Raw genomic sequence first — 21,392 nt, 5'->3', positions numbered from 1 at the left:
GTGGGTGCCCTGTGGCCTGGGCGTTCGCACAGGATATCTTCAGCAATCCTGGAGCGTTGGGGTCCGTTCCCCCGAAATGCCCCAGAGCAGGCCCCCGCAAGTGCGGGAACCTGCTCTGGGAGAAGCGATCGAAGGTGAGATCAGCGCTTCGAGTACTGCGGGGCCTTACGGGCCTTCTTGAGGCCGGCCTTCTTGCGCTCGACGGCGCGGGCGTCGCGGGTGAGGAAGCCGGCCTTCTTCAGGGCCGGGCGGTCCTCGCCCGAGTACTGGGTCAGCGCGCGGGCGATGGCCAGGCGCAGTGCACCTGCCTGCCCCGACGGGCCGCCACCGTGGAGCAGGCCCACGATGTCGAACTGCTCTTCACGCTCGACCAGGACCAGCGGCGACTTGACGAGCTGCTGGTGCACCTTGTTCGGGAAGTAGTCCTCGAGGGTGCGGCCGTTGAGGGTGAACTGGCCGGAGCCGGGAACCAGTCGCACGCGGGCGACGGCTTCCTTGCGGCGGCCAACAGCCTGGGCGGGGCCATCGGTGACGATGGGCGCCTCGACGTCGGCGGCGAACTCGCCGGTGGCGAGCTCGTCCTCGGAGTAGTCGTCGGCGACCTCAGCGGCGAGATCCGCCACCAGCTCGTCGGAGACCTCCTCGGCGATGGGGGCCTCGGCCTCGGGGGTGATGTTCTCTTCGGTCACTGGGCCACCTGCTTGATCTCGTAGGGCACGGGCTGCTGGGCGGCGTGCGGGTGCTCGGCACCGGCGTACACCTTGAGCTTGGACGCCACGGAGCGGCCGAGCTTGTTGTGCGGGAGCATGCCCTTGATGGCCTTCTCCACGACGCGGTCCGGACGCGAGTCCATGGCCTCGCCGAGGGTGCGCGACTTCAGACCGCCCGGGAAGCCCGAGTGACGGTACTGCTTGACGCGGTCACGCTTGGTCGACGAGATCGCGACCTTGTCGGCGTTGATGATGATGACGAAGTCGCCGGTGTCGGCGTTCGGGGCGTACTGCGGCTTGTGCTTGCCACGGAGGATGTTCGCGGCCTGCACGGCGAGTCGACCGAGCACCACATCAGTGGCGTCGATGACGTACCAGGCGCGCGTCACGTCCCCGGGCTTGGGGGTGTACGTGGACACAGGCGATACCTCTGTCTATCTAGTGGGATGCCGGCCAACCGGGCGCTCTCCCCTCGTGCGGCGGCCGGTGGTGACCCGCGCGAGGCGATCGACGGCCCCGCAAAGCGAAGCCGACGTGAACGCCGAGGGTCTACATTACCGACCCGGAGCCTGCTCCTCCAACTCGTCTTGTCGATCGGCTAGACTCTCCCCGGTTCCCGCCCTCGTAGCTCAGGGGATAGAGCACGTCTCTCCTAAAGACGGTGTCGCAGGTTCGAATCCTGCCGAGGGCACCACGTCGCAGTAGTGCGATCTGCCCTGCCTATCCCCCACTACTGGTCCGTGCCCAGCGCGCCGGCGGTCGGCGGTCGGCGGGCGACAACGACGACGACGACATCACCCCCAACAGACTGCCGGTCCGGCCTGATCCCGCCATCCGCAGCGGTGTCTCAGAGGTTGAGCGGCGAGCTGCCAGGCAGTGGGTTGGCGGCGGGCGAGTGTTTCTGGATGCCGGCGGCGTTGGCGTGGTCGGTGGCGGTGTACGTCTCGGCAGTCTCGTGCAGCAGTGCTGCAGTCGAGTGCAGGGCGGCGATCAGGGCGCGGTCGTACTCCTTCCAGGCGGAGGACAGTGCCGCGTGGGCGGCGCTCGAGGTGCCAGGGAAGCCACGCCCGCAGTCCTGGCCGGTGGTCGCCGCCAGTGCGGGGCCGCAGTCGCCAGCGGCGGTCGCGAGTGTGCCGCCGGACAGGTGCAGCTCGACGGGGTCGACTTCCAGTCCCGACATCGGTTCTCACCTCTCCGAGACGTGTGGTGTGTGAGGGCTGTTCGCCTGGGATGTTAACGCACCCACCTGCTGTCGAGGTCGGTTAGCATTCGGCCACAGCGGCGTCGAGGAAGCGGGAGGGGCGAGGTGGCACTGAGCCTGGGGGAGATCGATTCCTGGGATACCGGTGCGCTGGAGGAGTTCTCCCATCAGCTCGGCCGCCGCACACGTGAGCTTCTCGCGGCTGTCGTCTGAGATCTCCGACCGGGCCGCGACCGTCGGCGCGATCAAAGAACTCGTCACCAGCCTGATCGACCAGGTCAAGACCCTGAAGAACGCCCTCGACGACGCCCGGGACCACGCCGCCGAGTTCGGACTGGTGATCACCGGCGACGGCGCGGTGATCGACGGACCTGGAACCAGCGATGTCGGGGCGGTCGCCGGGACACTCGGAGGGCCGGCCGCCACGGCCGCGGCGTCCGCCGCCAAGGCCGCGAAGGAAGCCGCCCGTACCGAGATCACCGCCCGGGTCCACGCGATCCTGGCCACGGCTGCGGACGTCGAAGCAGACACAACCGCGATCCTCACTAAGGCCGCCGAGGGCGGCTTCACCGGCGACGGGATGTCCGTCGAGGACGCGAGCAGGAAGGGGCGGGCGGGAGCTGATCGCATGTTCGAAGCGCCCGTTCCGCCTCGTGACATCGAGCAGCAGAAGCACTACCTCGACACGTTGAGTCCAGAGCAGCGGCAGGAGCTGATCACCGAGCGGCCGTACCTGCTCGCGGAAGCGTACGGAATCGACCCGAAGGTGCGCGATGAGGCGATCCGGAACTGGATTCCCCAGTTGCGCGAGGACTTGCTTGACGACAGGGCGGACCTGCGCAGACTCGGGCACGCAAGCAATGATGATCTCGTCGTGGCGATCGACAACAAGCTCGCGGACCTGGACACGCTGGTCGACCAGGCACACAACCCGCCGGGGACTCCTGATGAGCTGAAGCGCTACCTGCTCGGACTCAAGCCGTATGAGGACGGGATCGGTGCCATCGTCGCCCAGAACGACATCACCACTGCCGATCACGTTGCCGTTCACGTCCCTGGGATGACCACGACGACACGCGACAATCCGGAGGCGGGCACAGATCTGATCGGCGAGCTCGACAAACTGTCCAAGCTGGACCGGCAGATGGAGGACCACCTGACCAGCACAGGCCGCAGACACGAGACAGTTGCCACGGTGACGTACATGAATATGAAGTTCCCGGGCCAAGACATGCCCGTTCTGAACGCGTTAGCAGAGGCCGGACAGCCCACCTTTGCGGACGAGGCCGCTCCAGACCTGGCCAGGGCACTGGAGGGGATGAAGGCGACCAGCACGGAGGGAAACCACCTCACGGTGCTCGGCCATTCCTATGGTTCCTTGACTACCAGCGAGGGGCTTCAGGCAGGCGGGCCGGCAGATGCTGTGGTGTTCTACGGTTCGCCGGGCCTGGAGTCGTCGGGTGAGCCGTTTGACGCCGACTCACTCGGAGTAGGACCTGATAACCGGTACGTGATGCTCGCGGCCAAGGAGCCGATCCAGGCCGCCGTGGCATTCGACCCGTTCGGTGGGCGGCCCCAGGACAATCCTGACCTGACCCGACTGGATGCGGGCGTGAATGTGGAGCGGGACCTGGTCGGCTCGACCGGGCACAGCCAGTACGAAGTGGAGGAATCGACGAGCTTGTGGAACCTCGGCGCCGTCGCCACAGGAAGTCCGGACCTGATAATAGGGTTCGACAGGCAACAATTCGATCAACAGAACTACCACCAGACACCGTTCGGAAGATTCCCGGATTATGATTTTTAGCCGATCCGCCAGTGGTGCAACGGGTGCATGGGCACGAATGCGTGTGCTTCTGAGCGCCGGACTACTCGCGGCGTGTGCACTCTCGTCGTGTGGGTTTGGCGACGACCACGAACCGATGGACGAGAGAGGTCTTCACGTGGAATCGATACAAGACCGACCAACCCTCGACGTGATCACCGTGGAGTATCGCGAGTTGGCGGGCCAGATCAAGGACGTGATCTCCGAGATCGTTCCCGGCGGCCAGTGGGGTCAATACAGTGCCGACAAGAAGCCGTCGTGTCGGGAGAACAAGGGGGACGACGACCCCCGGGCACTGAGACTCATCTCGGCCTCCTGGGGGCTGGATGCCCGGCCCACCTCCGAGCAGTGGGACCTGATTCGAGAGCGGGTGACTCCGTTGCTCAGGGAGCATGGATTCACCACCGTGGCCATGGACACGAAGGTTCACGAAGGCGCCGTATTCAAGGTTGCAGGACCGTACGAAGGATCTGACTTCTCGATCAGCTACCAAACGGATATTGCTCTGAGCTTCGCCACCGGGTGCCACCTGCCCTGAGGGCCAATGCGCAGCCCTCCGGTCGGAGTGAGGGTGGCGTTAGCGTGGGACACGAAGTCCTCCGTTGTGCGTGTGTTTGCTTGGTCGCTTCCACACCTCACACGGAGGTCTTCTTCAGGTCATCCCGCCATGCCGACCGACGACACAACGTCCGTGGTCATTACAGCTAGGCGAGCTGCGAATTCGAGCGGAGGGCGCCCACCAAGCCCGGCGCGCTCCTGGCCGGCGCGGCAGGTGCGGGCACCGTCGACTGGGCCGTGCGCTCCCAGACGGGGGCGGGCGAACCTCCCCGCCCGGAGCACCGACCTCGCGCGTGCACACAAAACTCGGCCCAGCGTGGTTCGCGGCCATCGAGCACCAGCCGCGCAGGCACTCGAACGAGAGACCGTCGGGCTCGTCGTCGTCATAAAACCGGCAGGAACACCACCGACGCCTGACCGGCCGCACTACCGGCAACGGTCAGACAGCACCATCCTCGAGGCCACCCGGAAGCCGCGAGCTACCGCCTGATGGTGTTGGAGAACGCGCTCGTCAGCGCAAGGATCGGCAAGCCGATGAAGAGGTTGACGATCGCCGCCGCCACCCCGTCGATGAACGGCACCGTGACCAGGAGCGGCAGCGCGACCGCCGCCACGATGAGCAAGCCCACTGCCCACGAGAAAAACTGCCGCGGGTTGGCCGTGCCGATGAGCAGCAGGTACCAGAGCACGCCGGCCAGGATCGCCGCCACAGCGCCGTAGATCGCGTACATCGTGGGCGTATTGCCGCCATTGGCCCACACGTGGCCAAAGCGCTGGAACACCGCCTCCACCACCCACGCGATCAGCCACCCGGCGATAGCCGCCACGAGAGCGGTCGCCAGCACACTGCCCACGAACTTGCCCACGTCCACCCGAGGACCGCTCCTGGGTGCGGGAGCCGAGCCGTACGCATTCTCGGGCGGGTAGCTGGTGGCCGCGTAGTCGTCGTCGTAGCCCTGTCCCCCGCCATACTGCGAATACGCACGCGAATCGGGCTGCTGCCCCATGTGCCGGGTCTGATCATCCTGTCCGGGATACATCTGCTCTACCGCCTCCAAAATGGTGTGGTGCCCACCGAGGGTAGTCGCTCAATCCCCGAACGCCGACCGCCCGGCCGTCTCACGACGACCGGGCGGACCGGAAGGTGCCCGCGTGGGAAGCACTGAGCGCGCTCCCGCGGGGGTGCTGCGGCTAGTGCGAGATGGTCTTCTCCACGCCCACGCCCGTGAGGGACCTGACCTCCATCTCCACGCGCTTCTCCGGGAACTCGTCCTTCTTCCCCAGGAACGTGCCGATGATGCCCAGCAGGAACGCCAGCGGGATGGAGATGATGCCCGGGTTGGACAGCGGGAAGATCGAGAAGTCCACACTCGAGATCATGGACGTCTCGCTGCCCGACACCGCCGGCGACAGCGCGATCAACACCAGCGTGCTGATCAGACCGCCGTACATCGAGAACAGCGCGCCCGTGGTGTTGAAGCGCTTCCAGAACAGCGAGTACAGGATCGTGGGCAGGTTCGCCGACGCCGCCACCGCAAAGGCGAGGGCCACCAGGAACGCGATGTTCTGCCCCATGGCGCCGATGCCCATGACTATCGACAGGATGCCGATCACCACCACCGTGATCCGCGAGACCCGCAGCTGCGACTGCTCGGACGCCTTCCCGTGTTTGATCACGCCGTTGTAGATGTCGTGCGCAAACGAGGCCGAGGCGGTGATCGCCAGGCCTGCCACCACAGCGAGGATCGTCGCGAACGCTACCGCGGAGATGATGCCCAGGAAGATCTCACCGCCGAGCGCAAAGGCGAGTAGCGGGGCGGCCGAGTTCACGCCGCCGGGCGCGGCGTTGATGACGTCCGGGCCCACCATGGCGGCGGCACCGAAGCCCAGGACGAGGGTGAAGAGGTAGAAGGCGCCGATGAGCGCGATCGCCCAGGTCACGGACCGGCGAGCCTCCTTGGCCGTGGGCACGGTGTAGAAGCGCATCAGAACGTGCGGCAGGCCGGCGGTGCCGAAGACCAGCGCGATGGACAGGGAGATGAAGTCCAGCTTGGAGGTCTCGGTGGCACCGTACTGCTGACCCGGCTGGAGCAGGTCCTTGCCAGAGTTCGCCACGGCCTCCCCGAGCAGGGCTGAGAAGTTGCCACGGACCGCGACCAGCACGAGCAGGCACATGATCAGCACGCCGCCGACGAGCAGGACGGCCTTGACCATCTGCACGTAGGTGGTGCCCTTCATTCCGCCCACCAGGACGTACACGATCATCAGCACGCCCACCGCAGCAACGACGAGCGCCTGACCTGTGGAGTCGTTGATGTTCAGCAGCAGGGCGACGAGCCCGCCAGCGCCGGCCATCTGGGCAATCAGATAGAAGAGGCACACCGCGAGGGTGGCCAGGGCCGCCGCCATGCGGACGGGCCGCTGCTGGAGACGGAAGCTCAGGACGTCGGCCATGGTGAAGCGGCCGGTGTTGCGCATGAGCTCGGCCACCAGCATGAGGGCCACGAGCCAGGCCACCAGGAAGCCGATTGAGTAGAGGAAGCCGTCGTAGCCGTTGATGGCGATGGCTCCGGCGATGCCGAGGAACGAGGCGGCCGACAGGTAGTCGCCGGCGATGGCGAAGCCGTTCTGTGGGCCGGTGAAGCTTGAGCCACCGGTGTAGAAGTCCTTGGCGGACTTGGTGGACTTGGAGGCCCGCAGCACCAGGGCCATGGTCACCACGATGAAGATGCCGAAGACGACCATGTTGAGCAGCGTGCTGCCCACCTCTTCACCGGGCGCCAGCTCACGAATGTTGATCAACCAGTCCATCAGGCTGCCTCACCTTCCAGCTCGAGGCGGATGGCTTCCGCGCGGGGGTCGATCTGCCGATTGGCGAACCGGATGTACAGGAAGGTGATGAGGAAGGTCGTGACGAACTGTCCCAGGCCGATGATCAGGCCCCAGGTGATGTTGCCGAACGCCTTGGTGCCCATGAAGCCCGTCGCGTAGATCGACAGCAGCACGTAGAGGAAGTACCAGACGAGGAACGCGATGGTCATAGGGAACACGAATGACCGGAACCGGCTGCGCAGTTCCTGGAACTCGGGGCTGGCCTGCATGGCCGCAAACTCCGCCGCGCTCGGGGTGCGCCGTGACGCACCTCCGGCCGACGGGTCAGGTGGTTGGGACACGGAGATCCTCCGTTTCGGTTCTCAAGCCACACCCGGGTAGTGATGCAGCCCACTGACATTGACCCCGGAAGTGTGACACGGAGCACATGTTGACGTACCCGCGAAACGCCCGATTTCCGCGCTCGACCGCAAAATGCCCGGTGGCCGCACCCCCATCGTGGGGATGCGGCCACCTCATCCGGGGCTAGTGCCGCCCTGAGGCGGGCCTGAGGGCCGCCGGTCCGGAGTCAGGCGCCGCCGCGCTGGCCGATCGCCTGGGCGAACACCTGCACCACTTCGTCTGGGGTCCTGGCGATGTGACTGCTGCCGCCGGTGGCCTGGCTGATCTCCGCCAGGGTCGCGGGGTCGGCGTCCTCGAGGAGTCCGAGGGACACCACCACGACCGGGCGGGAGGGGTCCACGCTCTCGCGCAGCTGTGCCAGGAAGTCCTCGCGATCCAACGAGGACGTGGCGTCGTTGGCGCCGTCGGAGATCACGATGATCGAGTTGATCGCGTTGGGGTCGTAGCTGTCCCGGACCATGGCGTAGGCATCGAGCACCGAGCGGTACAGGTCGGTCTCGCCGCCCACCAGGCCCGGTAGAGATCTCAGCGCGCCGGTGAGCGCGTCCCGGTGCGTGCCGCCGTCCATCGGGGTGTCGAGCCGCAGCAGCGGGGCCACCTCCGCGTACGGGCGCCCGTCCCGGCCGGCGGTGCCGCCGAAGGCCCACAGGCCCAGCGCCGCGTCATCGGGGAACTGCCCCAGTCCGGCGGTGGCGGTCTGCACGAGCGCCTGGATGCGGGTGGCGTTGGTCCCGGGCATCACGAAGTTCATCGAGCCGGAGGTGTCCACCAGGACGAGTGAGCGGCCGGGCATCGACAGCAGCCGCCACCGCTGGAGCGTGCTGTGGACGCGGTTCGGGTCACGCACCACGAGCGCCTCGGTCTCCCCCACCCCGGCGCTGTCGGCCAGCGGGGCGCGGTCCGCGGTGCGGAATCCGTCGGCGGCCAGGGCTTGGAGGTAGTCGTCGGAGGCGGTGGCGTCGCGGAGTTCCTCGGCGGCGAGAGTCACCTCTTCGCGGCGCGTGGGGTCCTGGGTGGTGACGGCCAGCGGGTAGGACAGGAACACCGCTCCCGTGGCGGGCACGTCCAGCTCGAGCCCGGAGTCCGGCACCTCCTGCTGGACCAGCACCGCCTGCTGCTCGCTCACCACCGCGGCACCGCCCTCGGCGATCACTGCGTCGAGCATTTCGCGGGGCGCGGGTGGGACCTCCATACGGGCGGCCTGCCCCTGCGCCAGCGCCGCTATGGACGCGCCCAGTGCGTCGTCGGTCGAGCGCATGGACTCCACTTCCGAGGTGGCGGCCAGCACGGGCGCGTCGGCGATGCCCGAGCGGACCGGGTCGCCCATTGTCAGCCCCGGGGTGGCCAGCGCCGTGGTCCACGTGGACATATCCACCGGTGCGCCGCCACGCGAGGCGATCACCACAGGTGTGGAGGCGACGGAGTTGAGGACCGTGGCGAACGGGACCTGGACCTCGTGGGAGACCTGCTCCAGCCGCACCGCGGAGTCCGGCACCCAAAGATCGGGCATCTCCTCCCGCGCGGTGACGCGGGCGGAGATGTCGGCGGAGCTCAGGGCCTCCACCTCGAAATCGTGGCAGCCGTCGGCGTCCTCTGCCAGGGCACGGACATGCTCTGCGATGTCCGGCTCGGCGGCCACCCTGATCGTCTCGCGGTCCCCGCAGAAACCGCCGATCCCCGCCTTGGAAAGGCCGTTGATGACGAGTCCCGCCACCACCACGATCGCGAGGATCGCGGCGCCCACGATCACGACCCGGCGGGCCGTCGGGTTGGAGCTCTGACGAGCTGCACTGTGCCTGGCCATCAGGTGGCGGCCTTTCTACTACTGCGTCACCCGGGGCCGTACCATTCGCCCACGTCAGGAGTTCCGGGTCGGGCGCTGGTATGGTACCCAGCCCGACCCGGCCATGGACCCACCACCTGCCGGGATCAGCGCATCTAGCGCCCGCGGAACACCGGCGGCCGCTTCTCCTCACGCGCCGCGCGGGCCTCCGCCATGTCCTCGCTGTACCAGGCCTTCTGCTGCAGCTCGGTGTGCTCATCGCGTGGAAGCAGCCGCGCCGCATCGTCATTGATCACGGTCTTGATGTGCCGCAGGGTCAGCGGGGCGAAGCCCGAGATCTCGCGGGCCAGCTCCAGTGCCGTATCCAGATCGCCGATCTCATTGGCCAGCCCGATCCGGGCCGCCTCCTCCGCCCCCACTGGGCGCGCGGTCATGAGCACCGACCGCGCGTGACCGCCACCCACGACGTTCGCCAGGCGCTTGATGGTCCAGTTGTCCAGCGCGAGGCCGACCTTCACCACCGGCACCGCGAACACCGCGCCGGGCACCACCACGCGCAGGTCCGCGGCCAGAGCGAGCTGGACCCCGGCACCGATGGCGGGCCCGTTGACCGCCGCGATCACCGGAACAGGAACCGACTCGACGGTCCGCAGCATGGAGGCGTGGGCGTCGATGAACTCCGAGTTGTAGACGCCCCCGGACAGATCCGCACCGGCACAGAAGGCGGTGCCGGCCCCGGTGATGACGATCGCCCGCACCGGGTCATCGGCGTCAGCCTCGGCGGCCGCCGCCTCGACCGCCTCACGTATCGCGGTACACACCTGCGCATCGAGGGCGTTGCGGGTCTCGTGGCGGTCGATGGTGATGGTGACGATTGCGCCATCTCGGCTGGTGACGATCATGCCGCAGATGATACTGCGGAGTTGATGAACGCCATCCGAGGATGCCTGTCTTCCTGACGGATTTTGCCGCTTGGCCGCCGCGTGGACACGACGGAGCTTCTCCATGTCCGCATCACCAAGTGCTGCCCCTTGGGCTCGGGATAAATTGGTCGTTCAGCACGGAAGATCGCAGATTGGTTCAGATCCTTGATCGACCGCTCCTACAAGTGCAACTTGGATTCGTGAGTGAATGCGCCTCGAACAGCGTCGAACTCCTTGCATGTGGCCACCCATCGGTACTGCGAGTCTTTGATGGCTCTTCCCAGATGAGGGTGTAGGTCGGCCGGGCGCGTCGGTCCGCAGATAGACGTCGAGATCTCCCGACGACGGAGGTTCCTACGCCATCCATCCGAAAGACCTCGACGTGTCCGACGCTACCCCGCCGGCCGGCTTCGGCCGCCCTGACCTGACCGCCTTCGCTCGACTCGACGGCCTCGGTCTGAGCGTGACCGGACAACGACTTGAACCGGATCGTGCGGTCCTCGCGTGCCGCGTGGTGGAACCAGATCAGTGGTGCCGACGGTGCGGCGAGGCGAGGTGGTCGCGACGGACCAGCGGCAGCCGGGCGTTGCACAGATCGCAACAGTTTTGCGCCACACGCAAGCCTCAGAGTCCAATGTCTGAAGTCCAGCGGGATGTGTCACCGAGTCACAGCAATCATCACAGACTCACAGGCAGGCTCGATTGTCGTAGCCCCACCGTAGGATCGTGGACATGGCTCGTATCGGCGCTCGGCAGATCCTCAACCTGGTCGTGGACCCCGGCTCGTTCCGCTCCTGGGACGGCCCGCCCCTCCGTTCCGCCCAGGTGGACACCGTCCCTGGATATGCGGAATCGCTCGAGCGCGCCGAAGAGAAGTCGGGCGTCGACGAATCAGTGATCACCGGCGAGGGAACCCTCGAGGGGCGGCGCGTAGTGATCATCGCGTGCGAATTCGACTTCCTCGCCGGGTCGATCGGAATCGCAGCCGCAGAGCGGATCGTCGCCGCCATCGAGCGCGCCACCGCAGAAGAGCTGCCCATCCTCGCCTCCCCCACCTCCGGCGGCACCCGCATGCAAGAAGGCACCATCGCGTTCCTGCAGATGGTCAAGATCTCCGCAGCAGTGTCCGGACACAAGTCCGCAGGCCTGCCCTACCTCGTCTACCTGCGCCACCCCACCACCGGCGGCGTCTTCGCCTCCTGGGGATCACTCGGTCACGTATCGGTGGCAGAGCCCGGCGCGCTCATCGGATTCCTCGGACCCCGCGTCTACGAAGCCCTCTACGACACCCCATTCCCGGAGGGAGTGCAGGTGTCGGAGAACCTCGCCCGGCGAGGAATGATCGACGGCGTCTTGCCACCCGAAGGCGTACGGGACCTCACCGCTCGCGCACTGCAGGTGCTGTGCCAGGACCCGCCGGCAGAGAACGAGCCCGGGCCACATACCGAGCACACGCCCGCAGGGGCTGAGCCCGACGCCGAAGAGCCCGAGCGGGCCGACGCGTGGGACTCCATCACCCGATCCCGCCGGCCCGACCGCCCCGGAGCAGCAGACTTCCTCGACCGCGTCGCCCCCAACCGAGTCCCGCTCTCGGGAACCGGCCAGGGAGAAGACAGTGGCGCACTCATGCTCTCGCTCGCCCGCTTCCGCGGACAATCCGCCGTCGTCCTAGCCCAAGACCGCGACGCCGAAACCGAAGAAAACCCCCTCGGCCCATCCGCACTACGCACGGCCCGACGAGGCATGCGCATCGCCGCCGAGATCGGCGTCCCCCTGGTCCTGCTCATCGACACCCAGGGCGCCGCCCTGTCCCGCGAGGCCGAAGAAGGCGGCCTGGCCGGGGAGATCGCTCGAAGCCTCGCCGACCTCGTCACCCTGCCCACGCCGACGGTGTCGGTGATCCTCGGCCAGGGCACCGGCGGCGGCGCGCTCGCGCTGCTACCGGCGGACCGGGTGCTGTGCGCCCGACACGGCTGGCTGGCACCCCTGCCTCCCGAGGGCGCCAGCGCGATCCTGTACCACGAGACCGACCGCGCCGCCGAGGTCGCACGCTCCCAGGGCGTCACCTCCGCCGACCTGTACGACGCCGGAATCGTCGACGTGGTGGTGCCCGAAGAGCCCGACGCCGCCGATGAACCCGACGCGTTCTGCGATCGCATGGCCGACGCCGTCGCCACCGCCCTGGTGGAGGTGCGTCGGCGTCCCCCTGAGCGGAGGTATGCCGAGCGCATGTCCCGCTATCGGGACCTCGGCGTCCCACTAGAGTGAACCCAGTCACACGGCCGCCGAAGTGAACGACGGTCGCACCCGTGCATGTGAGGGGAACACGCGATGACGGACACCAACGCCACGGACGCCAGCACGTCGGCCTACGCCGCCGCCTACAGGCAGTCGATCACCGACCCCGACGCCTTCTGGCTCGACGTCGCCAAAGACATCGACTGGACCACCCCGCCGACCCAGGCCGTCGACGGCACCGAAGCCCCCTTCTACAAGTGGTTCCCCGACGGGCAGCTGAACACTTCCTACAACGCCATCGACCGCCACGTGGCAGCCGGTCGCGGCGACCAGCCCGCCTACATCTGGGACTCCGCCGTCACCGGCACCAAGGAGACCATCACCTACTCCCAGCTGCAGGAGCAGGTCGCGGAGTTCGCCGGCGCGCTCGCAGCTGAAGGTGTGGGCAAGGGCGACCGCGTGGTGATCTACATGCCGATGGTGCCCCGCGCCGCCATCGCCATGCTTGCCTGTGCCCGCCTCGGCGCTGTGCATTCAGTGGTATTCGGCGGGTTCGCGGCGCCCGAGCTCGCCATCCGGATCGATGACGCCCGGCCCAAGGTCATCGTCACCTCCCACGGCGGGATCGAGCCCACCCGGAAAGTCCCCTACTTCCCGATGGTGTCCAAAGCGCTAGAGCTGACCAATCACACCCCGGCCAGCGTGATCGTGGCGCCGAGGCACACCGAGTTCCCGGATGAGACGTTCCCCGAGACGCCGGGCACGACATGGAGCTACTGGGACGACGTCGTCGTCGTATCCAAACCCGCCGACCCCGTGCCGGTCGCCGCCACCGACCCGCTCTACATCCTCTACACCTCCGGCACCACAGGCCTACCCAAGGGCGTCGTCCGCGACAACGGCGGCCACGCCGTAGCCCTGGCCTGGTCCATGTGGAACATCTACGGCGTCCGCCCCGGCGACGTCTGGTGGACCGCCTCCGACGTCGGCTGGGTCGTGGGACACTCCTACATCGTCTACGCCCCGCTCCTCGTCGGGGCCACCTCGATCATCTACGAGGGCAAACCCGTCGGCACCCCCGACGCCGGCGCCTTCTGGCGCGTCGCCTCCGAACACAAAGCCACCGCCCTGTTCACCGCCCCCACCGCCGTCCGCGCCATCCGCAAGGAAGACCCGCGCGGCGAGCTCGTCAGCGAATACGACCTCACCGCCCTACGCACCCTGTTCTGCGCCGGCGAACGCCTCGACCCCGACACCTACCAATGGGCCACCGACAAACTCGGCGTGCCCGTCGTGGACAACTGGTGGCAGACCGAAACCGGCTGGCCCATCGCCTCCAACATGCGCGGCCTCGAACCCATGCCCATCAAGGCCGGGTCCCCCACCGTGCCAGTGCCCGGCTACGCGCTCGTCGTTCTGGATGGCCAAGGCAATGAAGTGCCCGCCGGCGAAGACGGCAACCTCGCCATCCGACTGCCCATGGCGCCCGGCACGTTGGCCGGCCTGTGGAACGACGACGAGCGGTTCCTCACCTCGTACATGTCCACCTTCGCCGGCTACTACACCACCGGCGACGGCGGATACATCGACGAGGACGGGTACGTCTTTGTGATGGGACGCACCGACGACGTGATCAACGTCGCCGGGCACCGGCTGTCCACCGGGTCCATGGAGGCCGTGATCGCCAAGCACCCGGCCGTCGCCGAGGCGGCGGTTATCGGTGTTCGCGATGAACTGAAGGGCCAGCGGCCCGTCGGGTACGTGGTGCTCAAGGCCGGCGAGGTGCGCGATCCCGAGGAGCTGCGGGCCGAGCTGGTGAAGATGGTGCGCGACGAGATCGGCGCCGTGGCCACCTTCCGCGACTGCACCGTCGTCCAGGGACTGCCCAAGACCCGGTCCGGCAAGATCCTGCGAAAGACCATGCGGCAGATCGCCGACGGGCAGACCGACGTGGCTGTGCCCTCGACCATCGAGGATCCCGCGGTGCTGGATGCGCTGGCGCCGTACCTGCGCGGGGAGAAGTAGGGGCGGGTGGCTGGCGGTGGGGGCGGCCCCGCTCCCGCTGCCCCCCGCCCCGCCCCCGGCCGGCCGTAGTTCGTCGAGAAGTGGGTTTCGCACGATCTCACTCGACGAACGTGGGGGGCGAACACTCTTCGCGATTCCTGGAGGACCGTCCTGGCCGCAGCTATTCCTCGGGCCATCGCGCCTTCATCGGTGTCGTCGTCCAGCGAGAGGTGGACAGTGGCAAACTGCGGACTGTGCGACGCGCTGACGTCGCCGTCAATCCCGTCGGATAAGTCGCGACGGCGTCGGCCAATGAGTCGACCAGCTCATCGAAAGTGTCTCGTGCCAGGTGCTTGGGTGTCGCGACCTTGAGCTCCAACTCGTAGTAGCTCATGTCCTCGCCTCCCAGCGCGCTCCACTCGGTCATCATCCTGACGTGCTCAGAGCGTACCCACCACTCACGAACAGCGTGTTCGCAATAATCTCCGCAGCGCCGTCCCGGCCCCACTAAATGCGCCGACGCCCCGCCTCCCGTGAAGGAAGCGGGGCGTCGAGCGAGTCTGGGTCCGGCCGCCGATAGCGGTCGGGGGTGGATCAGGCCTCGAGGAGGTCGATCACGAAGACCAGCGTCTTGCCGCCCAGCGGGTGCAGGGCAGCGGAGGTGCCGTAGGCCTTGTCCGGCGGGATGGTCAGCTTGCGACGGCCGCCCACCTTCATCCCCGGGATGCCCTCCTGCCAGCCCTGGATCAGGCCGTCCAGCGGGAACGTGATGGACTCGCCGCGATCCCAGGAGGAGTCGAACTGCTCACCGTTCTCGAAGTCGACACCCACGTAGTGGACGGTGACGTTTCCGCCGGCAACAGCCTCGTTGCCCTCTCCCACCGTGATGTCCTCAGCGACGAGCTCGGTGGGCGCGGGGCCCTCCGGCATGTCGATCTCGGGCTTCTCCATGGTTACTCCTCCTGGAGTTTTCCGGGGCCCCCGCGCCAGCACACAATCTGACCGGGGCTTTGCTCCGGCAAGCGCGCAGCCTGCCGGGGGTTTGTCTCCGATCAGCGCAACGAGCGCCGACCGGGTAATCTCCCGCCGACTAGCAGCGCCGACTGGGAGGTGGCTGTGGCTCCAGTCAGCGCTCGCTGATCGGCGTGAAGCTCCGCTCGTCGTGGCCCGTGTAGACCTGACGGGGACGGTTGATCTTGGTGGTGGGATCCTCGCGCATCTCGCGCCAGTGCGCAATCCAACCGGGCATACGACCGAGCGCGAACAGGACGGTGAACATCTCCGTCGGGAAGCCCATCGCGCGGTAGATCAGGCCTGTGTAGAAGTCGACGTTCGGGTACAGCTTGCGCTCGACAAAGTAGTCGTCCGCCAGCGCCGTCTCCTCGAGCTTCAGCGCGATCTCCAGCAGCGGATCGTTGCTGTTCGACAGCAGCGCATCGGCGTGCTTCTTGGCAATCTTCGCGCGCGGGTCGTAGCTCTTGTAGACGCGGTGACCGAAGCCCATCAGCTTCACACCGTCGACCTTGTTCTTGACGCGATCCATGTAATCGGTGGCGTCGCCGCCCTCGGCCTGGATGCGCTCCAGCATCTCCAGCACGGCCTGGTTGGCGCCACCGTGCAGCGGACCGTACAGGGCGTTGATGCCGCCGGTGATCGAGGCATACAGCGGAGCCTCGGACGAGCCGACCATGCGGACCGTCGAGGTGGAGCAGTTCTGCTCGTGATCCGAGTGCAGGAGCAGGAGCATGTCCAGCGCCTTGACGACCTCGTCGGTGATCTCGTAATCCTCACCGAAGGTCATGCGCAGGAAGTTGCCGACGTAGCCGAGCGAGGAGTCCGGCGCGACGGTGTCCTTGCCGGCGCGGATGCGCTGCGTGGCGGCGGCGAGCGTCGGGCCACGGCCCAGCAGACGCGCGGTGGCCATGTCGACAGCCTTGGGATCGTCGATATCCAGGTCGTCACCGTGGGTGCCGAACAGGCTGACACCAGCGGAGAACACCGGCATGGGGTGCGTGTCCTGCGGGAATGCCTGCAGCAGCGGGGTCATCTGAGCCGGCAGCTCGACCTGGCCCATGACCTTCTCGGTGAACTCGGTGAGCTGGGCCTCGGTGGGGTCCTCGCCGTAGATCAAGAGGTACGAGGTCTCGAGGAACGAGGACTTCTCCGCCAGCTCTTCGATCGGGTAACCGCGGTGGCGCAGGATGCCCTGACCGCCATCGATGTAGGTAATGGCCGAGGTGCACGAGGACGTGTTGACGAATCCCACGTCCAGAGTGGTCATCCCCGTCTTGGCCAGCATCGGGCCAAGCTGGACAGCGTCGCTACCGCAGGTGGCGTCAACGACGTCAAGTTCCAACTCACCGCCGGGGTACGACAGTGTTGCATTGCGGTCCGAACCGTTCGAGCCTGCGGTCACGCGATTACCTCTCCGACGACTGGTCCCGGCGGCCATAGTCCCGCCACGAATGTGCTGTGCCACACCCTACCGTGAGCAACTCTCAGGGTTAGAAGAGAGCCTGACAGTAATCCCCCCGAACACCCCGACATGCGTGGTAACGCAATGCCCCCGACAGTCGATCGCGCGGAGATCCTAGGCCGCCAAACTTGCCGGACACCGATCCCGAGTTGCCGAACATCCTGCAGGTCTTCAGCACGATTTTCGCACCTCATGTTCGGCAACTCAAGGTACTTGTCCGGCAAGTGGATCAGGTGAGGCCGTTACGGCTGGAGGCGGGAGACCACCCAGTTGCCGGCGTCGAGGCGGCACTCGACGCGGTCATGGAAGCGGTCGCGGCCACCCTGCCAGAACTCGACGCGCTCCGGCGTGAGGCGGAAGCCGCCCCAGCGGTCGGGCATCGGGATCTCGTCGACGCCCGCGAACCGCCTCTCGGCGTCGGCGTACTGGGCCTCCAGCGCGGAGACAGAGTCGACAGTTCGTGACTGCTCGGAGGCCCACGCCGCGACCTGCGATCCCCGCGGGCGAGTGCGCCAGTACGCGAGTGAGTCCTCCCGGCTCAGGGGATGGCATGGCCCCTCCATGTGGACCTGACGCTCGACCACCAGCCAGGGGAAGGTCACAGACGCGAACTCCGAGGCTGCGAGCTGGGCGCCTTTGCGCGACGTCGTCGTCGTAAAGAACTGAAGCCCCCGCTCGTCGGCGCCTTTACACAAGACGGTGCGAGTCGACGGACGCCCGTCGGGGGTGGCGGTGCCCAGCACCATCGCGTTGGGCTCGCGGACGCCGCGCCGACCGGCCTCGTCGAGCCACGCGGTGAACAGGGGCAACCACCCGCCTGAGAGATGCGCGGCGGCCAGGCGCTCGTGCAGGCCGTAACCCACGCGCATCGTGTCGAAATCGGTGGGCTCCAGGTGCGGATCAGTGCCGGCGTGGGGCACGGTTTCGGCAGCGAGGTGCACAGTTGCGGCGACGAAGGGCTCCGTCGCGGGCGCGCTCGGATGCACGATTTCGGCAGCTCCACCGGGGGCATTCTCCTGCATGACACCGACGCTACTCGGCCGCGCCACCGCCCCCGACTACGATGGCCCTATCCCATCCCACGACAAGGAACGGCATCAACAGAGCATGAGCGATCAGCTGCCCACCATCCCCGCCGACCTCAAGCCCGCCGACGGCCGCTTCGGCTGCGGCCCGTCCAAGGTCCGCCCCGAGCAGATCGCGGCCATCTCGGACGCCGCCATCACCGTCATGGGCACCAGCCACCGCCAGGCGCCCGTCAAGGACGTCGTGGGGCGCGTGCGCGAGGGGCTCTCGTCGCTGTTCTCCCTGCCCGAGGGCTACGAGGTGGTCCTGGGCAACGGCGGCACCACCGCGTTCTGGGACGCCGCCGCGTTTGGCCTCGTGCGCGAGAAGTCGCTGCACCTGACCTACGGCGAGTTCTCCTCCAAGTTCGCCAAGGTCACCGGCGGCGCGCCGTTCCTCGCCGACCCCGTCGTGATCTCCTCCGAGCCGGGGACCGCGCCCGAGCCCGTCTCCGACCCGTCCGTCGACCTCATCGGCTGGGCCCACAACGAGACCTCCACCGGCGTCATGCTGCCCGTCTCGCGGCCGGCGGGGTCCGAGAATGCGCTGGTCGCCATCGACGCCACCTCCGGCGCCGGCGGGCTTCCGGTCGATGTGAAGGACACGGACGTCTACTACTTCGCGCCGCAGAAGTGCTTCGCCTCCGACGGCGGCATCTGGGTGGCCATCATGAGCCCCGCCGCCCTGGCGCGCGTCGACGAGATCAAGGCGTCCGGCCGCTGGTGCCCCGACTTCCTGTCCCTGCCCACCGCCGTGGACAACTCCACCAAGAACCAGACCTACAACACCCCCGCCGTCGCGACGCTGCTGATGTTCGCCAACCAGGTGGAGTGGATGAACGAGCAGGGCGGGCTCGACTGGTGCGTGGCGCGGACGGCTGATTCTTCCTCGCGGCTGTACGAGTGGGCCGAGGCGTCGGAGTACGCGACGCCGTTCGTGGGCGAGCCCGCGCACCGGTCGCAGGTCGTGGGCACGATCGACTTCGACGAGAAGATCGACGCCGCCAAGGTGGCCAAGACGCTGCGTGCGAACGGGATCATCGACACCGAGCCGTACCGCAAACTCGGCCGCAACCAGCTGCGCATCGGCATGTTCCCGGCGATCGAGCCCGAGGACATCACGCTGCTGACCCGGTCGATCGACTACGTGGTGGGCGAGCTTTCCTGAGGCTGGCCCGGGGCTCGGGCCTGCGGGGTTCGCTCAGGGCTAGCTCGTGGACTGACCTGCAAGGCGTGCGCCACGGTCCGCGGCTCGCTGGCCGCGCAGTTGACACGCTCGATGACGATACGCCTGCGCAATCGGGCGGGTTTTCCGTCTTCGGGCGGGCGAGCGTGAGATCGGGCCCGACCCGGTGCCACGGATGCGCACCGCCTCACAACATCTGTAGTTTTCCGCAGCCCACCCGGCCCGTCCGCGCGCCGGGTGGGCTGCACTGCCCTACCATGTGGTCCAACGCCCAGGCCCCGGAGCGTGCTCGCATCGAGTCGTCGGCGGGGCCGTGAGGAGTCAGGAGGCGGCATGCGGAAGCTGAGGATCATCGGTGTCGACACCGAGTCATCGCTGGTCGAATGCGAGGTCCCGGACTCCGGTGAGAAATTCACCGTCCCGCTCGATGACCGTTTCCGCGCCGCAGCCCGGGGCGAGTTCGTGGCCGCCGGCGGGGCTGATCGCGCACCGGTGACCGGAACGCTTCGCCCTCGCGAGATCCAGGACCGGATCCGGCACGGCGTCTCCCCCGAGCAGGTCGCCGCCGATGCCGGGGTGCCGATGTCCCGGATCGAGGGATTCGCTATCCCCGTGCTGCTGGAGCGGTCGAACGCCGCCGAGCTGGCTCGGAATTCTCACCCTGTCCTCTCCGATGGCCCGTCACTAGACACGCTCGCCGACAAGGTGGACGCCGCCCTCGACCAGCGCGGCATCGACCCCGAACTTGTGAAGTGGGACGCCTGGCGGGATCGGTCGGGCGGCTGGGTGGTGGCCATCTCCTGGCCGGCCGGCCTTTCTGACGATGCGCAGGCCACCTGGTCATTCGTGCCTGATTCGCACGGCGGCTCGGCGCGGCCCCTTAATGAGGACGCCGAGCGCATCCTCGATCCCTCGCGCGCAACGGCCCTGCGCACGGTCTCGGAGGCGCCCCCGCAGCCACCCGGCCCGCCGCCCATTCGCGCCGTGCCGGCCTCGGTCGAGACTCCTCCTGCGGTCGAGGCTCCCCCGCCGTTCGATCCCCGGCCCGCGGTCGAGGCCCCGACGGCATTCAATGCTCCCTCCACTCGCTCGTCCGCAGCCGATTCACCGGCCCCGATCGAGATGCGCCCTCCTGCTGCGTCGAGAGGTCGCACGTCCGCGGATGCGGGCTCGGCGCCCTCGGACGATGCGAAGCGCAGTGACCAGTCGGCGGATCGCGAAGCCTCCCACGCCCGCCGCGACACCGCGCACCACGCCGCCGGCACCTCACGCCACGCCGCCGACACCCGCCCGGACGCCCCTGCAGCCGAGTCCGGCAAGAAGGACGAGCGGGAAGAGACTTCCGACGACGACTTCCTCCAGCACACGCCCAACGAGCCGGAGCGCAAGTCCTCGCGCAGGCATCCGACGATGCCGTCGTGGGAGGACGTCCTCCTCGGTGTCCGGAGCAAGGACGACTGACGCCGCGCCATGGGACATCACGTCGCGACATTCTGGTACCTGAACACCGACGATCCCTCTGCCCTGTTCCGTTCGGGCATCCCGTCTGATCCGGGCTTCGCCCGCCGCCTGCTTTCGCGCCTGTTTCCCAAGGTCACGGTGGCCTCGCTCGGCACCTTCCCCCTGAATCGGTCGGCGTCGGCGGGCAAGGGCGAGATCTATATCGGTTCGTTTCCCGGGCTCACCGTTGTGCAGACGCCGATTGATGCCCGCGTTAAGCCGTCCGAGACGGATCAGGTGTGGCTGAAGCTGGTCGAAGCGCCCACCGTGCTCGCCTTCTCCTCCGATCCGGACTCCGGCGTGAGCGGGTTCGCCCGCTGGGAGTCGGGCAAGCTCGTGCGTTCCTTCGCGGCCGCCGATGATCGGATCGTTGAGGACGAGGGCATGCCGCTGCCGTTCGAGCGGCCGTATTGGGCGGGCGAGTTTCCGCTCGAGGGCGCCGAGAACAATCCGCTCGCCCTCCCCTTCTCCACGTCCGCGCTTCTGCATGCCGCCCACCGCGATTGGCTGGGCTTCGATCTTGAGCCGGGCGGGATCGATGTTCCCGTCGACGGTTTCGCCACCGATGGCCGCCGCGAGGTCCGCCAGCACACCCCGTCCGGCCCGGCGGGGCATCTCGCCGCGGGTCCGGGCCGCGCGGAGCGTCACGCCGCAGCAATGCGCGCGGCCCGAGGGGACATTCATCCCGAC

General features: G+C 67.7%; 19 protein-coding genes, 1 tRNA gene and 1 pseudogene. 9 read left to right on the top strand and 12 right to left on the bottom strand.

The genetic code is table 11. From position 1 onward, the window contains the following. Positions 1–140: 140 nt before the first annotated feature. Together rpsI and rplM are read right to left on the bottom strand one after the other, a co-directional pair. Entirely contained in the window at positions 141–689 is a 549-nt protein-coding gene (gene rpsI / locus G6016_RS16885) for a 30S ribosomal protein S9 (protein ID WP_338403663.1), read from the bottom strand. Continuing rightward, positions 686–1,129, bottom strand: a complete 444-nt coding sequence (gene rplM, locus G6016_RS16880; RefSeq protein ID WP_182633745.1) for a 50S ribosomal protein L13 — start codon at positions 1,127–1,129, stop codon at positions 686–688. Before rplM ends, rpsI begins: the two co-directional genes overlap by 4 nt. A gap of 199 nt (positions 1,130–1,328) precedes the next feature. Between rplM and G6016_RS16875 the strand changes: the two genes are divergently transcribed. After that, a tRNA-Arg gene (locus tag G6016_RS16875) sits at positions 1,329–1,404 on the top strand. 153 nt (positions 1,405–1,557) lie between these two features. Here the strand turns inward: G6016_RS16875 and G6016_RS16870 are convergent. Further along, on the bottom strand, positions 1,558–1,890 hold the full coding sequence (locus tag G6016_RS16870; RefSeq protein ID WP_182633744.1) for a hypothetical protein: 333 nt from the start codon (positions 1,888–1,890) through the stop codon (positions 1,558–1,560). A 208-nt stretch (positions 1,891–2,098) separates the two neighbouring features. Between G6016_RS16870 and G6016_RS16865 the strand changes: the two genes are divergently transcribed. Then, positions 2,099–3,718 carry an alpha/beta hydrolase gene (locus G6016_RS16865; protein WP_182633743.1) on the top strand — a complete coding sequence of 540 codons (1,620 nt, stop codon included), beginning with the start codon at positions 2,099–2,101 and terminating at the stop codon, positions 3,716–3,718. A 136-nt stretch (positions 3,719–3,854) separates the two neighbouring features. Then, positions 3,855–4,274 (top strand): LppA family lipoprotein, encoded by a 420-nt coding sequence (locus tag G6016_RS16860; RefSeq protein WP_182633742.1) that lies wholly within the window; start codon positions 3,855–3,857, stop codon positions 4,272–4,274. A gap of 499 nt (positions 4,275–4,773) precedes the next feature. On the opposite strand, the gene G6016_RS16855 is transcribed toward G6016_RS16860, so the two are convergent. The 5 genes from G6016_RS16855 to G6016_RS16835 all read right to left on the bottom strand — a co-directional run bounded on the left by G6016_RS16855 (position 4,774) and on the right by G6016_RS16835 (position 10,213). Further along, entirely contained in the window at positions 4,774–5,334 is a 561-nt protein-coding gene (locus G6016_RS16855; protein WP_182633741.1) for a hypothetical protein, read from the bottom strand. 151 nt (positions 5,335–5,485) lie between these two features. Next, the gene (locus G6016_RS16850; RefSeq protein ID WP_182633740.1) at positions 5,486–7,105 is read right to left on the bottom strand and encodes a monocarboxylic acid transporter; all 1,620 of its coding nucleotides are present in this window, start codon (positions 7,103–7,105) and stop codon (positions 5,486–5,488) included. Continuing rightward, the gene (locus G6016_RS16845; protein ID WP_182633747.1) at positions 7,105–7,395 is read right to left on the bottom strand and encodes a DUF485 domain-containing protein; all 291 of its coding nucleotides are present in this window, start codon (positions 7,393–7,395) and stop codon (positions 7,105–7,107) included. The genes G6016_RS16850 and G6016_RS16845 overlap by 1 nt, the downstream gene beginning before the upstream one ends. Positions 7,396–7,694: 299 nt before the next feature. Then, positions 7,695–9,332: a substrate-binding domain-containing protein gene (locus G6016_RS16840; RefSeq protein WP_182633739.1), complete on the bottom strand. Its 1,638-nt coding sequence runs from the start codon at positions 9,330–9,332 to the stop codon at positions 7,695–7,697. A gap of 134 nt (positions 9,333–9,466) precedes the next feature. Further along, positions 9,467–10,213, bottom strand: a complete 747-nt coding sequence (locus G6016_RS16835; protein WP_182633738.1) for an enoyl-CoA hydratase — start codon at positions 10,211–10,213, stop codon at positions 9,467–9,469. A gap of 403 nt (positions 10,214–10,616) precedes the next feature. Between G6016_RS16835 and G6016_RS17780 the strand changes: the two are divergent. From G6016_RS17780 to G6016_RS16820, 3 genes and pseudogenes are all read left to right on the top strand, one after another. Next, positions 10,617–10,826 (top strand): annotated as a pseudogene (locus G6016_RS17780) (ISL3 family transposase); the annotation flags it as partial. Between the two features lie 140 nt (positions 10,827–10,966). Next, positions 10,967–12,502 (top strand): carboxyl transferase domain-containing protein, encoded by a 1,536-nt coding sequence (locus tag G6016_RS16825; RefSeq protein WP_182633737.1) that lies wholly within the window; start codon positions 10,967–10,969, stop codon positions 12,500–12,502. Positions 12,503–12,565: 63 nt separating this feature from the next. Continuing rightward, a complete protein-coding gene (locus tag G6016_RS16820; RefSeq protein WP_182633736.1) occupies positions 12,566–14,497 on the top strand; it encodes an acetate--CoA ligase in 1,932 nt (643 codons plus the stop codon). 160 nt (positions 14,498–14,657) lie between these two features. Here G6016_RS16820 and G6016_RS16815 read toward each other — a convergent pair whose 3' ends face one another. The 4 genes from G6016_RS16815 to pdxH form a co-directional block, all read right to left on the bottom strand. After that, the gene (locus tag G6016_RS16815) at positions 14,658–14,903 is read right to left on the bottom strand and encodes a hypothetical protein (RefSeq protein WP_182633735.1); all 246 of its coding nucleotides are present in this window, start codon (positions 14,901–14,903) and stop codon (positions 14,658–14,660) included. Positions 14,904–15,070: 167 nt separating this feature from the next. After that, positions 15,071–15,427, bottom strand: coding sequence for an FKBP-type peptidyl-prolyl cis-trans isomerase (locus G6016_RS16810; protein ID WP_182633734.1), 357 nt, complete (start codon positions 15,425–15,427; stop codon positions 15,071–15,073). A 175-nt stretch (positions 15,428–15,602) separates the two neighbouring features. Then, on the bottom strand, positions 15,603–16,892 hold the full coding sequence (locus tag G6016_RS16805; protein WP_338403662.1) for a citrate synthase: 1,290 nt from the start codon (positions 16,890–16,892) through the stop codon (positions 15,603–15,605). A 302-nt stretch (positions 16,893–17,194) separates the two neighbouring features. Continuing rightward, a complete protein-coding gene (gene pdxH, locus G6016_RS16800; protein WP_182633746.1) occupies positions 17,195–17,821 on the bottom strand; it encodes a pyridoxamine 5'-phosphate oxidase in 627 nt (208 codons plus the stop codon). Positions 17,822–18,059: 238 nt separating this feature from the next. On the opposite strand from pdxH, the gene serC reads away from it, so the two are divergent. The 3 genes from serC to G6016_RS16785 form a co-directional block, all read left to right on the top strand. After that, positions 18,060–19,184, top strand: coding sequence for a phosphoserine transaminase (serC, locus tag G6016_RS16795; protein ID WP_182633732.1), 1,125 nt, complete (start codon positions 18,060–18,062; stop codon positions 19,182–19,184). A 351-nt stretch (positions 19,185–19,535) separates the two neighbouring features. Continuing rightward, positions 19,536–20,663, top strand: a complete 1,128-nt coding sequence (sepH, locus tag G6016_RS17440; protein WP_241730413.1) for a septation protein SepH — start codon at positions 19,536–19,538, stop codon at positions 20,661–20,663. Between the two features lie 9 nt (positions 20,664–20,672). Further along, a partial coding sequence (locus tag G6016_RS16785; RefSeq protein WP_182633731.1) for a DUF6928 family protein occupies positions 20,673–21,392 on the top strand: 720 nt, incomplete at its 3' end.

Origin of the sequence: Dietzia aerolata (genome assembly GCF_014144865.1) — a bacterium.
GTDB lineage: Bacteria > Actinomycetota > Actinomycetes > Mycobacteriales > Mycobacteriaceae > Dietzia > Dietzia aerolata.
Note: the sequence above shows the minus strand (reverse complement) of the source record. Positions and strands in the feature narration are given on the sequence as shown.